Here is a 12,980-nt window from a genome sequence, read left to right as displayed (position 1 = left end):
GTAGGCTGATCCCAAATGTTTGACTTGGACCTCTCCTCACAGATCTCTGCCCTCCGCGCGACGTTCGCGGACATCCGCTCCGTCGTCGACGTCGACCGTCTCGAAGCCGATATCGCCGAGTTGAGCGAGCAGGCCGGCGTCCCCGACCTCTGGGACGACACCACGCACGCGCAGAAGGTCACGAGCGCCCTGAGTCACCGACAGACGGAACTCGCTCGAATCACCAGCATCGCGAACCGCCTCGACGATCTCGAAGTGCTCGTGGAACTCTCGACGGACGCGCAGGACGAAGACTCGGCGGAGGAGGCGCGAGCTGAGCTCATCAGCCTCCAGAAGATCCTCGGTGACCTCGAGGTCCAGACGCTGTTGAGTGGCGAATACGATCCCCGCCCGGCTGTCGTCACCATCCGCGCCGGCGCTGGTGGTGTGGACGCCGCAGACTTCGCCGACATGCTCTTCCGCATGTATCTGCGCTGGGCGGAGCAGCACAAGTACCCCGTCACCGTCATGGACACGAGCTACGCCGAAGAGGCCGGCATCAAGTCCGCGACGTTCGAGGTCGACGCCCCGTACGCGTTCGGCACGCTCAGCGTCGAGGCCGGCACGCACCGCCTGGTCCGCATGAGCCCGTTCGGCGCGGCAGGCAAGCGCCAGACGAGCTTCGCGGCCGTCGAGGTCATCCCGCTCATGGAGGAGACGGAGATCGTCGAGATTCCCGAGTCCGACATCCGCGTCGACGTCTTCCGCTCGAGCGGCCCCGGTGGACAGTCCGTCAACACGACCGACTCCGCCGTCCGCATCACCCACCTGCCGACGGGTACGGTCGTGTCGATGCAGAACGAGAAGAGCCAGATCCAGAACCGTGCGGCGGCGATGCGTGTGCTCCAGTCGCGGCTCCTCCTCATCCAGAAGGAACAGGAGGCGGCGACGAAGAAGGAACTGGCCGGCACCATCACCGCGAGCTGGGGTGACCAGATGCGGTCCTACGTGCTCGCGCCGTACCAGATGGTCAAGGACCTCCGCACGGAGCACGAGCAGGGCAACCCGGCAGCCGTCTTCGACGGCGACCTCGACGGCTTCATCGCTGCTGGCATCCGGTGGCGCTCGATGTCGAAGGCAGAGTAGCGACGCTTCCCGGCAAAGGATTCGCCCAGCCCTCGTACAGGGTACGAAACGCGGGCGTGTCCTGCCCGTAATCGGTGAGTGGCTCCTTAAGCTCAAGGAGCCATGATTCGGTTTGATCACATCTCCAAGAAGTATCCGGGGACCTCGCGTCCCGCGCTGAACGACGTCGATTTCGAGATCCTGCGTGGAGAGTTCATCTTCCTCGTCGGTGCTTCGGGATCCGGTAAGTCGAGCTGCCTCCGCCTGATGCTCAAGGAGGATAAGCCGAGCAAGGGCAAGATCCACGTGCTCGGTCACGACCTCGGTTCGATCTCGAACCGCAAGGTCCCGTACTTCCGCCGCAGCCTCGGGGTGGTGTTCCAGGACTTCCGTCTGCTTCCGAGCAAGACGGTCTACCAGAACGTCGCGTTCACCCTTCAGGTGATCGGCAAGTCGCGCGGATTCGTCCAGGAGGCCGTCCCTGACGTCCTCAAGATGGTCGGTCTCGAGGGCAAGGCCCAGCGCCTCCCGCACGAACTCTCCGGTGGTGAGCAGCAGCGTGTCGCGATCGCGCGAGCGATCGTGAACAAGCCACAGATCCTCCTTGCCGATGAGCCGACGGGTAACCTCGACCCCGCGACGAGCTCCGGCATCATGCAGCTCCTCGAGCGCATCAATGCCAGCGGCACGACGGTCGTGATGGCGACGCACGAGGCAGGTTTCGTCGATCAGATGCAACGCCGCGTGATCGAGCTCCAGGACGGACGCATCGTCCGAGACGAGCGTCACGGTGGCTACGGCACGACTGCCGCGATCCCCGGCCTGGTCCGCGGGTCCTCCAGCACTGCTGCGTCCACTCCGATCCGCGCCGACGCAGAGCCGACGACGAGCACGATCGCAGCAACGGCGGTCGCCGCAACCGCCGCGACCCCCGTCGTCCCGAGTGAGCCAGCGGTCGCCCCGACGGTCACCCGTGAGCCGGTCCGCCCGGACACCACCCCGGTCGTCGTCGAGACGCCGACTCCGGCGGCTCCCGAGCCGACGCCGGTCGCTACCGCTCCGGTCGAGGCCCCGGTGTCCGTACCGGAGGTGGCGCAGCCCGAGTCGGTGCAGCCCGAGCCGGCCTCGCAGCCGGAGGCGGCGCCGGTCGTCGAAGCGGCCGCAACCGACGAGGCGGCGGCACTCCCGCCTGCCGCTCCGGCCCCGGAGGTCGCACCTCCCCAACGCCTGAGCAATGCGACCGGCCCCATCGGGTTGCCGGCGCGGAACGAGATCGACCCCATCGAGGTCGAGCACCTGTCGCTCGCTGAGCGGCTCGGCCTGCGCGCTGCGGCGCGGGGCCCTGAAGACGACGAACAGAACGTGGGGCCGACCAAGTGAGACTCGCACTGATCTGGTCCGAGGTCTGGAACGGCCTGCGCCGCAACGTCTCGATGGTGGTCTCCGTCGTCCTCGTGACGTTCATCTCGCTCACCTTCGTCGGTACCGCCGTCCTGCTCCAGATGCAGATCGGCCAGATGAAGAACTACTGGTACGACCGGGCTCAGGTCGCCATCTACCTCTGCACCGCAGACAGCGCCGGGGACACCTGTGCTGCCGGCGCAGCGACCGAAGAGCAGCGTGCCGCCGTCCAGGGCGCGCTCGAATCGTCCACGCTCGCTCCATTCGTCGACAAGTTCTACTTCGAGGACCAGGCGCAGGCGTTCACGAACTTCCAGGAGCAGTTCAAGGGCAACGACATCGCCCAGTTCGTGACCGCGGACCAGCTTCCCGAGACCTTCTGGGTCAACATGAAGGACGCCTCACAGTCCGACGTGCTCGTCGAGGCCTTCTCGGGCGTGGCCGGCGTCGAGCAGGTGACGGACCAGCGGCAGTACCTCGACCAGATCTTCTCGGTGCTCAACATCGCCAGTTACACCGCGATCGGGATCGCAGCACTCATGTTGGTCGCCGCGGCGCTCCTCATCGCGACGACCATCCGATTGTCGGCGTACTCGAGACGCCGGGAGCTCGGGATCATGCGATTGGTGGGTGCATCCAACCGGTTCATCCAGACACCGTTCATCCTCGAAGGTGTGTTCGCGGCGCTCATCGGTTCGGTGCTCGCTGCGGGGGCGGTGATCACCATCGTGCAGGTGTTCGTCCAGGGCTACCTGGCGGATCGCATGCGCTACGTCAACTTCGTGGACCTCGGTGATGCGTTCGTCGTCCTCCCGATCCTGCTGCTCGTCGGAGTGCTGCTCGCGGCGATATCGGCGAACTTCGCGATCTCCCGCTATCTCAAGGTCTGACCCTGCCCGGAGCCGCTGCGTTCGCGGAGCGCCCGAGCCTGGGTTAGACTGACAGGCTGCCGCGACTGCGGCTCGTCCGCGTCACGCGGATCCGATCCAGACCATCAGGAGTACACCGTGCCGAGGGAACGGGGCCAGAACGTCGTGGCCACGAATCGCAAGGCCCGCCACGACTACACGATCGAGGACACCTACGAGGCCGGCATGGTCTTGACGGGCACCGAGGTCAAGTCGCTGCGGGCAGGGCGGGCGTCGCTCGTCGACGGCTACGCCTTCATCGACCGGCGAGAGGCCTGGCTCGACGCCGTGCACATCCCGGAGTACGGGCAGGGCGCGTGGACGAACCACCCGCCCCGACGGAAGCGCAAACTCCTGCTGCATCGTGAGCAGATCGACAAGATCGCCCACAAGATCGCGCCGGGCGGGTTCACGCTCGTACCGCTGAAGATCTACTTCAAGGACGGTAAGGCGAAGGTCGAGATCGCGGTCGCGAAGGGCAAGAAGGAGTACGACAAGCGTCACGCGCTCCGGGAGAAGCAGGATACTCGTGAGGCAGCGCGGGCGATGGCCACCCGCAATCGGTTGGGCGAATAGCTCTTCCCGACGGATCGACCATCGTGGTTCCGGCTCCGGTCACTCCGCCACGAACCGTGCGTGCACGAGGATCACGATCTCGAGCTCGGCGGGCTCGAGGACGATCCCTTCAGCGGAGGCCGGCGCAGACGCTTTCATCATCCGTGGCAATGCAACATCGGATGCCGCGATCGTCGCGCCGACGCTGTCGCTCAACAGTCCTGGATCGCTGACCGCGATCGTTCGGAGCGACAGGAGGCCGAGAGCGCTCGCGATGGCTTCCGCGCGGCGACGAGCGTCGGAGACTGCTGCGCCGAGTGCCTCTGTCTCGGCTGCCATCCGGCTCGACTCGGTCAGGCTCCAGTCGAGCTGCTGCACCGAGACGCCCTCCATGCCGGTGATGGTTTCGAGCCAGGCGCCGAGTCGCTCGTGCTCGTCGAAGACGGCGCTGACGGTCGAGGTGGCGTGATGCACGAGAGGGAGGACGTCGCCCTGTTGATTCCATGTGCGCCCCAGACGCGAAGCTGTGGGGCGCTCCAGCTCGCGACGCCTGGTGCCGGTGAGTCCTGTGTACCAAGGCCCGCTGTGACCTCGGCCCGCGCGTTCAGCGTCCGGTCGATGACGTCGGCGCGCGCGTCGCCGTCGAATTCGACCGTGATGAGCGCGGTCGCGAGTTCCGGGGTGCGGCGGAGCGTCGATGAGCCGTGGACGGAGATGACGGGTCGCTGCGCGGGCGTGCTGCCGGTTCGGGGTTCCATGAACCGAGCGTATCCCTGGACGTGACTTCCGGGGATGTTTCGCGCTATACTTGAGGGCTGCACCGCAAGGTGCTTGTCCGCCGGTCCGCCGGCGGATTGACAATTCGACAGCGTGTGACAACGACCCTCTTCACCCCGAACCGGGGCGTCGAGCGCATGGGGATGATCGGTTTCGACATTGCCTGCGAAACTGCGAGAAGCGGGTCGAGGATGCAGGGTTATCTCGTTAACGATCTCTGCAAAACAACAAGTGCCAACTCTAAGCGCACTGACTTCGCCCTCGCTGCTTAAGCGAGCCCGTTAGTCCGTCAGACCGAGCGTGTCCCCGTCTCGGATCCTGGCGTCATTTAGGGGACTTGCTGGATGACGGTGCCGCGACGTCATCCGGGACTTTTCTTCGGCTGGGCCCGTCGACCAAGATGCCCGTGTCAATGGTCGGGGCCGAGTAGAACGTTTCATGGGATACGCCCGTAGAAGGCGCAGAATCACAGCAGTGGACGGGGGTTCAATTCCCCCCATCTCCACTCATGGTCGTTGTCACACGCCGTCGGTTCGACGAAGGGCCTCCGCGTTCGCGGGGGCCCTTCGTCGTTGCTCGGCACATACCCCCTCCGGGAATACTGCTACCCTGGAAATCCAGAGGCCGCCACCACCCGGGAGACCTACATGGCGACAATCCTGCTCGTTTTTGCTGTGATCGCCGTCGTCACGCCTTCGCTCACACGAGTGTTGTCGACGAAGATCTTCTACCTGATCGCTTGTATTCCAGCAGCGGCATTCGTCTGGACGCTGTTCCAGACAGCCACCGTGACGACGGGTGGAACGGTCGTCGAGACCATCGAGTGGATCCCACAGCTGAGCATCTCGCTGTCGTTCAGGATGGACACGCTCGCGTGGCTCCTCTCTCTCGTGATCACCGGCGTCGGAGCCCTGGTGCTGGTCTACTGCGGGCGGTACTTCTCGGCGACCGAGCCCGGGCTCGGTCGGTTCGCTGCGCTGCTGTTCGCCTTCGCGGGCACGATGTTCGGGCTCGTGACAGCGGACGACATCATCGTGATGTTCATGTTCTGGGAGATCACGAGTGTGCTCTCCTATCTGCTCATCGGTCACTACACCGATCGCAAGGAGAGCCGAGGCGCGGCGCTCCAGGCTCTCCTCGTGACGACCTTCGGCGGCCTGGTCATGCTCGTCGGCGTGATCATGATCTCCGTGCAGGCGCAGAGCACCTCGCTCGCATCCATCGTCGAACAGGGCCTCGCCGGTCCGGCGACGACTGTGGCGATTCTCCTCATCCTGGTGGGGGCGATCTCCAAGTCCGCGCTCGTACCGTTCCACTTCTGGCTTCCAGCGGCGATGGCCGCACCGACCCCGGTCAGCGCGTATCTGCACGCTGCCGCGATGGTGAAGGCCGGCATCTACCTGGTCGCGCGTCTTGCCCCCGGATACGCTGACACGCCTGGCTGGGATGCGATGCTCGTCGGACTCGGTGTCCTCACGATGCTGGTGGGCGCTTGGCGTTCACTCCGTCAATACGACCTCAAGCTCATCCTCGCCTACGGGACGGTCTCGCAGCTCGGGTTCCTCGTGGTGATCTCCGGCTATGGCACCCGGGACTCGGCGTTGGCCGCGGTCGCGTTGCTGCTCGCGCACGCGATCTACAAGGCTGCGCTGTTCCTCGTCGTCGGCATCATCGATCACCGAGCCGGCACCCGTGACTGGCGTCACCTCTCGGGTGTCGGCCGGCAGGCACCCGTCCTCGCTGTGATCGCGGCCATCGCCGTGGCCTCCATGGCCGGTATCCCGCCGCTGTTCGGTTTCGTCGCCAAGGAGGCGGTCTTCACCTCCTTGCTGGAGGGTGCGCTCGATGGCGATGTGTGGGGCTGGGTCGCGATCGTCGGAACCGCCCTCGGTTCCGTGCTGACCGTCGCCTACAGCGCCCGATTCCTCTGGGGCGCGTTCGGCAACCGCCGCTCGGCGGCTCCGACCGAATTGCACGCCGAGTCCGGCAGCATCCTCATCGCGCCCGGCATCCTCGCTGCAGCGACCATCGTGCTCGGCTTCGTCACGGCTCCGATCGACACGGTGCTCGCGCCGTACGCGGACACCGTGGGGGAGGGGCACTACCACCTGGCACTCTGGCACGGACTCGAACCGGCTCTCGGTATCTCGGCTGTGGTCGTCCTCCTCGGTCTGCTGCTGTTCCGGTGGCGACTCCCGGTCGCCCGCCTCCAGGACAGGCTTCCTCCGGTCATCGACTCCTCGAAGGGCTACTGGGCGTCGACGCAGGCCGTCGACCGCCTGTCCGCGAAGGTCACGCTCTTCGCCCAACGAGGCGGCCTCGTCCAGTACCTGTCGACCATCCTCGTCGTCTTCGTCCTCACGCTCGGAACGATCGCGCTCATCGGGCGCGCATGGCCGACGGAGATCCGGCTGTGGGACTACCCGGCCCAGGTCGCCATCGCCTTCATCATGGCGACTGCCGCGATCGCGGCAGCACGTGCAAAGCAGCGGATGACCGCGGTGCTGCTCGTCGGGGTCACCGGATTCGGTCTCGTCGCACTCTTCGCGCTCCACGGTGCACCGGACCTCGCACTGACCCAAGCGCTCGTCGAGACCATCACGGTGGTCGTCTTCGTGCTCGTCCTCCGCCGCCTCCCGGCGAAGATCGCCCAACGGAACCAGCCCATCCACCGCGTCAGGCGCATCGTCATCGGTACCCTCACCGGGCTCGTGATGGGACTCATCGGCGTCATCGCCCTCGGAGCACGTCAGGCCGAGAGCATCGCGACCGAGCTCCCGCGCCTTGCCGTCGAGGAGGGTCACGGCAAGAACATCGTCAACGTCATGCTCGTCGACATCCGCGCCTGGGACACCATGGGGGAGATCTCCGTGCTGGTTGTCGTGGCGACGGGCATCGCGAGCCTGCTGTTCGTGTCTCAGCGCGGGGCAGCGGTGCCCCGCCTGAGCGGGGCACGCCGGCGCCGGACACCGAGTTTCCGCTCTCAGGTCGTCGCCGATCCGCATCTGGCCGACCGCGAGATGGAGGCGCCGCGCGATGCGGTGGGCCGTCATTCCTGGCTCATCGGCGGACGGGCGATCGCCGAGGCGAACCGGTCGATCCTGCTCGAAGTGCTGGTCCGGCTCCTCTTCCACCCGGCGATCGTCGTCTCGATCTTCCTGCTCTTCGTCGGGCACAACGAGCCCGGCGGCGGCTTCGCCGGCGGGCTGCTCGCCGGCCTCGCGCTGGTCCTGCGGTACCTCGCCGGAGGACGCTACGAACTCGGCGAGGCGGTTCCGATCGACGCGGGCAAGGTGCTCGGTGTCGGCCTGCTCCTCGCGGTGGGGACTGCCACCGCTTCCCTCTTCTTCGGCGCCGAAGCGCTGAGCTCGGCTTACTTCTCGTTCGACGTGCCGATCCTCGGCCATCTGTCGTTCGGGACGTCCAGCATCTTCGACATCGGCGTGTACCTCGTCGTCGTCGGACTCGCCCTCGACATCCTCCGCAGCCTCGGCGCCGAGGTCGACCGCCAGCAGGAGGAAGCAGACATCGACGAGGAGAGCACCGACGAGTTCTCGGCGAGCGAGGTGGACCGATGAGCGCGTCACTCACTCTCGTCCTCTTGATGGCGGTCATGTACGGCACGGGCGTCTACGTCATGCTCGAGCGGAGCCTGACTCGGTTCCTGATCGGATTCGTCCTGGTCGGCAATGCCACGAACCTGCTGATCCTGCTCATGAGTGGTCCGAGCGGGACCGCGCCCCTCGTGACGGGAACCGCGTCCGACGACCGAATGGTCGATCCGGTGCCGCAGGTGCTGATGCTGACGGCCATCGTCATCAACTTCGGCGTCACAGCGTTCATCCTCGCGTTGATCTACCGCACCTGGTGGCTCGCGCAACTCGGCGACGAGGGTGACACGCTCAGCGACGAGCACGAACACGACACCGAAGAGGCGACCGACGCGGTGTTCCACCAGGTGGACGTCGACGACGAAGCCATCCAGCGGGTGCTCGACGAGAGCAACGAGCACAGCGACGACGATCAGACCACGAGCCGGAAGGGAGCGAGCGAATGAACGCACTCGTCCCCCTGGTGGTCATGATCCCCCTGATCGGCTCCGCCATCGCGCTCATGTTCCGACACCGCCGACGGATGCAGGTCGGCATCAGCGTCGTCGCCTTGACCGCCGTGACCGTGATCAGCGCGATCCTCCTCGCTGCAGTCGATCAGAGCGGCACGATCGTCGTCGAACTCGGCGGTTGGTCACCTCCCTGGGGCATCGTCCTCGTCGTCGACCGCTTGTCCGCGATCATGCTGCTGATCGCGGCGCTCATGCTGCTCGGCGTCCTCATCTTCGCCATCGGTCAGGGCATCGTCGACGGTGACCGCGAAACGCCTGTGTCGATCTTCCACCCCACCTATCTGGTGCTGGCCGCCGGTCTGTTCGATGCCTTCATCGCCGGCGACCTGTTCAACATGTACGTCGGTTTCGAGATGCTCCTCGCCTCGAGCTACGTGCTGCTCACCCTCGGCGGGACCGGAGCCCGGATCCGGGCGGGCGTCACATACATCGTCATCAGCCTGATGTCGTCCCTGCTCTTCGTGGCGGCCATCGCACTCATCTACGGGGCGACAGGCACGGTCACGATCGCGCTCGTCGCCGACCGTGTGCGGGATCTGCCCATGGAGGTGCAGGCGATCCTCTGCGCGGCACTCCTGCTCGGTTTCGCGGTGAAGGCCGCGGTGTTCCCGCTGTCGTTCTGGCTGCCCGACTCCTACCCGACGGCACCGGCACCGGTCACGGCGGTGTTCGCGGGCTTGTTGACCAAGGTCGGCGTCTACGCGATCATCCGTACCGACACGCTCATCTTCAAGGATGTACCGCTCGAGACACCGCTGATGATCGTCGCCTTCCTCACGTTGCTCATCGGCATCTTCGGCGCCGTGGCGCAGGCGGACATCAAACGACTCCTGTCGTTCACCCTCGTGAGCCACATCGGGTACATGATCTTCGGCATCGCTGTGGGCGGGGTCGCGGGTACCGCCGCGACGATCTACTACATCGTTCACCACATCGTGGTCCAGACGACGCTGTTCCTGACGACCGGCCTCGTCGAACGCGTGGGCGGCACGACCTCGATCTCGCGGCTCGGTGGAATCCTGAAGGCGTCGCCCATCGTCGGGGTGCTGTTCTTCATTGGCGCGATGAACCTCGGTGGCATCCCCCCGTTCTCCGGGTTCCTCGGCAAGATCGGCCTCTTCCAAGCTGGTGTCGCCGTCGGCGACCCGCTGTCGTACATTCTGATCGCAGCAGGTGCTGCGACATCCCTGCTGACGCTCTACGCGCTGGCGAGGGTGTGGAACATGGGATTCTGGCGCGGCAAGGACGAGGTTGCCGGATACTCTTCGCCGCTGCTCGATCAGCTCGCCGAGAGCCCGGAGGACTCGGGTTCGGTGGCCACGAAGACCATCTCGCGCCCGATGATCGGTGCGACCACCGGCATGGTCGCCCTCACCCTTTGCCTCACGGTGTTCGCCGGGCCGATCTTCGGCCTTGCGACGCGCGCTGCGGAGAACATCGAGGATCCGGACAACTACATCACGGCGGTCTTCCCGGACGGAACGGAGCACCTCAGATAATGCAACCGTCTCGTCGTCGCGCGCTGGCCAGCCAGCTGCTGCTGCTCGCAGGGCTTGTCCTGCTCTGGTGCCTGCTGTGGGGCATGTTCGACCCCCTCACCCTCATCACGGGCCTCGGGGCGGCGCTGCTCGTGTCGTTCCTCTTCTATCTGCCCGCTGTGGAGTTGAGCGGGCGCATCAACCTGTGGCGCTCGCTGGTGTTCTGCGCGCGGCTCCTGGTGGACATCGTCCGAGCCAGCGCCGAGATCACCTGGCTCGTGTTGAAACCCGGTTTCCGATCGAGTAACGCCGTCATCTCCGTCCGGCTCCGCACCACATCGGACCTCATCATGAGTTGGACGGCGGAAGCGGTGTCGATCGTTCCCGGTTCCATCGTCGTCGATCTCGACCGCTCCGCCTCGACGCTGTACCTCCACGCCCTCGACGTGCATGACGATGCAGACATCGATCGGGTGACCGCAGAGGTTCTCGGGACCGAGCGACGCCTGATCCTCGCGATCGGGTCCCGCGCGGAAGCGGACTCGCTGCGGCACGCCCAAGACCATCTCTCGACCGGAAGGGGACAGTGATGCTCATCGTCATCATCATCGCGGCAGCGCTCTTCGCGGCTGCCGCCCTCGCCGCGGTGTACCGCATCGTCCGTGGGCCCAGCCTGCTCGACCGGGTGATCGCCTCCGACGTCCTCGTCGCCACCGTCATGTGCGCGATCGGCGCCGAGATGGCGATCAACCGCCACACGGACGGTCTGCCGGTCCTCCTCGCGCTCGCAATGTTCGCGATCGTCGGTTCGGTGAGCGTTGCACGCTTCATGTCGAAGCAGGACGACGCATGACCGGGGAACTCCTCCGAGACATCGTCACGGGCGCACTGGTGCTCGTCGGGGCGATCATGTGCTTCGCGGCCGGCGTGGGTCTGCTGCGCTTCCCGGACGTCCTGTCCCGCCTGCACGCGGCGACGAAACCGCAGATCCTCGGACTCATCGCGATCGTGGCCGACATCGCCGTCTCGAGTCCGACGGTCGGCACCATCACGCTCGCGATCGCCATCATCGTCTTCCAGAGCCTCACTGCGCCGGTCTCAGCCCACATGGTCGCGAGGGCCGCGTATCGCAGTGGCAACTTCGACGATGGCGTGCTCATCCGGGACGAACTCGCAGGACGCGACGAGCTCGGTCGCGAGCAGCATCCCGGTCACACGCCGGAATAGCGGCAGAATACTCCCATGGGACTGCTCATCTACGCCTCCGGCGACGAGTACGAGATCGAAGATCGTGCGCTTGCGCACCTGAAGGCCGTCATCGGATCGAAGCTCCGTCGGCAGGAGAGCTTCTTCCTGAGTTGGGCGAACGATGCGGAGCACGGTTCAGGGCGCCGCTCCGTCTGGCTCTCGCCGAGTATCCCGCTGCAGTTCCGCTTCTTCGGCAGCCGCGCGCCGGAACTCAATCGAGCGTGGATCGAGGTGCTGTCCGATACGGCGCACACGCCGCGCGGTCTGCAGCTGATCCCGGAGTCCGAGATCGAAGGTTATCTGGCGGAGACCGGTGCGCTGCGGGACAGCGCCGAGACGCACGATCACGAGTAGGGGACACGCGGAGCGCTAGTCCGGATCCTCCACCCCGATGAGGAGCACGCGCAGTGCGGTCTCGGGAGATCCACGGCCGTCTGCGGGGATGGTCTCGCCATGGACGTAGCGATCGACGACCCGTGGGTCCACATAGCTGGACTTCGCGATCGCCGGGGTGTTGCCGAGTACCTCGGCCGCGTCGCGCATCGCCTGGGCGAGCACTTTGGATCTCGCCGTCTTGGAACGCTCAGGCCCCGCCGCGGCGAGGCTCTTCGCAGCGGCGACCGTACCGCGTAGGGTGCGGAAGTCCTTGGCGGTGAACGCTCCACCCGTCTGCGCCCGTACGTAGTCGTTGATCTGGGCTGCCTGCAGCGGTCGCCAGTGGTCGTCGTCCTTCCACGCGAGGAGTCGAGCGCGCGGTCCGCGACGTTTGAGGGATCGGACGAGTGACGCGAGGTCCGTGTCGACGATGTCCGACTCCCAGGGCTGACCGCTCTTCGCGGGGAACTTCAGCGAGACCGTGTCGCCGCTGACCGTGGCGTGTCCACCCTCGAGTGTCGACAGGCCGTGGCTGCCGTTCGACTCCGCGTACTGTTCGCCGCCCACGCGCAGGGACCCTGTGTCCAGCATGCGGAAGGCGCCGGCGGAGACCCGCGCGAGGGGATAGCCGTCGAGGCGGAGATCGCGCGTCACCCGTCCTCTGGCCGCAGGAAGGGCCTCCGCGAGGGCGAGGGCGCGGTCGAACTTGCTGCGGTCCTGCCGTTCGCGCCACGACGGGTGGTACAGGTATTGACGCCGCCCGGCGGCGTCGATCCCCGTGGCCTGGATGTGTCCGTTGGGGAAGGGGGTGATCCAGACCTCGTTCCAGGCGGGCGGGATCACGAGGCCGTCGATGCGCGCCCGGATCTCCTGATCGTCCAGACGTTGACCGTCCGGCAGCCGATAACTGAAGCCCCGGCCTGAGCGCACGCGCTTGATGCCGTCGGTACTCGGATCGCTGCGTCTGAGTCGTACCATCCGCTCAGCGTACGACCGGTGCGCATCCTGCGA

The 12,980-nt window shown here is 66.1% G+C and carries 13 protein-coding genes and 1 other RNA gene; 12 read left to right on the top strand and 2 right to left on the bottom strand.

What is annotated here, in order from left to right:
- Positions 1–15 precede the first annotated feature (15 nt).
- From prfB to smpB, 4 genes are all read left to right on the top strand, one after another.
- Positions 16–1,125, top strand: a complete 1,110-nt coding sequence (gene prfB / locus ABMA10_RS13885) for a peptide chain release factor 2 (protein WP_347866563.1) — start codon at positions 16–18, stop codon at positions 1,123–1,125.
- Positions 1,126–1,227: 102 nt separating this feature from the next.
- Positions 1,228–2,484 carry a cell division ATP-binding protein FtsE gene (gene ftsE, locus ABMA10_RS13880; protein WP_431030624.1) on the top strand — a complete coding sequence of 419 codons (1,257 nt, stop codon included), beginning with the start codon at positions 1,228–1,230 and terminating at the stop codon, positions 2,482–2,484.
- Positions 2,481–3,395: a permease-like cell division protein FtsX gene (gene ftsX, locus ABMA10_RS13875; RefSeq protein WP_431030623.1), complete on the top strand. Its 915-nt coding sequence runs from the start codon at positions 2,481–2,483 to the stop codon at positions 3,393–3,395. Before ftsE ends, ftsX begins: the two co-directional genes overlap by 4 nt.
- Before the next feature lie 117 nt (positions 3,396–3,512).
- Complete coding sequence (gene smpB / locus ABMA10_RS13870; protein WP_347869183.1) at positions 3,513–3,989, top strand: SsrA-binding protein SmpB; 477 nt, start codon at positions 3,513–3,515, stop codon at positions 3,987–3,989.
- A 39-nt stretch (positions 3,990–4,028) separates the two neighbouring features.
- Here the strand turns inward: smpB and ABMA10_RS13865 are convergent, their stop codons facing one another.
- Positions 4,029–4,442, bottom strand: a complete 414-nt coding sequence (locus ABMA10_RS13865; protein ID WP_347869184.1) for an SIMPL domain-containing protein — start codon at positions 4,440–4,442, stop codon at positions 4,029–4,031.
- A 442-nt stretch (positions 4,443–4,884) separates the two neighbouring features.
- On the opposite strand from ABMA10_RS13865, the gene ssrA reads away from it, so the two are divergent.
- The 8 genes from ssrA (at position 4,885) to ABMA10_RS13825 (ending at position 11,948) form a co-directional block, all read left to right on the top strand.
- Positions 4,885–5,253, top strand: a transfer-messenger RNA (tmRNA) gene (gene ssrA, locus ABMA10_RS13860).
- Between the two features lie 139 nt (positions 5,254–5,392).
- Positions 5,393–8,323: a Na+/H+ antiporter subunit A gene (locus tag ABMA10_RS13855; RefSeq protein ID WP_347869185.1), complete on the top strand. Its 2,931-nt coding sequence runs from the start codon at positions 5,393–5,395 to the stop codon at positions 8,321–8,323.
- Positions 8,320–8,802 carry a sodium:proton antiporter gene (locus ABMA10_RS13850; protein ID WP_347869186.1) on the top strand — a complete coding sequence of 161 codons (483 nt, stop codon included), beginning with the start codon at positions 8,320–8,322 and terminating at the stop codon, positions 8,800–8,802. The genes ABMA10_RS13855 and ABMA10_RS13850 overlap by 4 nt, the downstream gene beginning before the upstream one ends.
- Positions 8,799–10,367, top strand: a complete 1,569-nt coding sequence (locus tag ABMA10_RS13845; RefSeq protein WP_347869187.1) for a Na+/H+ antiporter subunit D — start codon at positions 8,799–8,801, stop codon at positions 10,365–10,367. Before ABMA10_RS13850 ends, ABMA10_RS13845 begins: the two co-directional genes overlap by 4 nt.
- Complete coding sequence (locus ABMA10_RS13840; RefSeq protein ID WP_347869188.1) at positions 10,367–10,936, top strand: Na+/H+ antiporter subunit E; 570 nt, start codon at positions 10,367–10,369, stop codon at positions 10,934–10,936. The genes ABMA10_RS13845 and ABMA10_RS13840 overlap by 1 nt, the downstream gene beginning before the upstream one ends.
- On the top strand, positions 10,936–11,199 hold the full coding sequence (locus tag ABMA10_RS13835; protein WP_347869189.1) for a monovalent cation/H+ antiporter complex subunit F: 264 nt from the start codon (positions 10,936–10,938) through the stop codon (positions 11,197–11,199). Before ABMA10_RS13840 ends, ABMA10_RS13835 begins: the two co-directional genes overlap by 1 nt.
- Complete coding sequence (mnhG, locus tag ABMA10_RS13830) at positions 11,196–11,573, top strand: monovalent cation/H(+) antiporter subunit G (RefSeq protein WP_347869190.1); 378 nt, start codon at positions 11,196–11,198, stop codon at positions 11,571–11,573. The genes ABMA10_RS13835 and mnhG overlap by 4 nt, the downstream gene beginning before the upstream one ends.
- Before the next feature lie 15 nt (positions 11,574–11,588).
- The gene (locus ABMA10_RS13825) at positions 11,589–11,948 is read left to right on the top strand and encodes a hypothetical protein (protein ID WP_347869191.1); all 360 of its coding nucleotides are present in this window, start codon (positions 11,589–11,591) and stop codon (positions 11,946–11,948) included.
- Between the two features lie 15 nt (positions 11,949–11,963).
- Here the strand turns inward: ABMA10_RS13825 and ABMA10_RS13820 are convergent, their stop codons facing one another.
- The gene (locus ABMA10_RS13820) at positions 11,964–12,947 is read right to left on the bottom strand and encodes a DNA topoisomerase IB (RefSeq protein ID WP_347869192.1); all 984 of its coding nucleotides are present in this window, start codon (positions 12,945–12,947) and stop codon (positions 11,964–11,966) included.
- Between the last annotated feature and the right edge of the window lie 33 nt (positions 12,948–12,980).

The sequence above is a fragment of the Plantibacter sp. RU18 genome, from assembly GCF_050613355.1.
Classification (GTDB): Bacteria; Actinomycetota; Actinomycetes; order Actinomycetales; family Microbacteriaceae; genus Plantibacter.
This window is presented reverse-complemented; position numbering and strand designations above follow the sequence as displayed.

Coding starts and splice junctions, on each gene's coding strand:
- ABMA10_RS13840 (WP_347869188.1), top strand. CDS start 10,367: ATGCAACCGTCTCGTCGTCGCGCGCTGGCCAGCCAGCTGCTGCTGCTC.
- ABMA10_RS13835 (WP_347869189.1), top strand. CDS start 10,936: ATGCTCATCGTCATCATCATCGCGGCAGCGCTCTTCGCGGCTGCCGCC.
- prfB (WP_347866563.1), top strand. CDS start 16: ATGTTTGACTTGGACCTCTCCTCACAGATCTCTGCCCTCCGCGCGACG.
- mnhG (WP_347869190.1), top strand. CDS start 11,196: ATGACCGGGGAACTCCTCCGAGACATCGTCACGGGCGCACTGGTGCTC.
- ABMA10_RS13820 (WP_347869192.1), bottom strand. CDS start 12,947: ATGGTACGACTCAGACGCAGCGATCCGAGTACCGACGGCATCAAGCGC.
- ABMA10_RS13850 (WP_347869186.1), top strand. CDS start 8,320: ATGAGCGCGTCACTCACTCTCGTCCTCTTGATGGCGGTCATGTACGGC.
- ABMA10_RS13825 (WP_347869191.1), top strand. CDS start 11,589: ATGGGACTGCTCATCTACGCCTCCGGCGACGAGTACGAGATCGAAGAT.
- ftsE (WP_431030624.1), top strand. CDS start 1,228: ATGATTCGGTTTGATCACATCTCCAAGAAGTATCCGGGGACCTCGCGT.
- ABMA10_RS13855 (WP_347869185.1), top strand. CDS start 5,393: ATGGCGACAATCCTGCTCGTTTTTGCTGTGATCGCCGTCGTCACGCCT.
- ABMA10_RS13845 (WP_347869187.1), top strand. CDS start 8,799: ATGAACGCACTCGTCCCCCTGGTGGTCATGATCCCCCTGATCGGCTCC.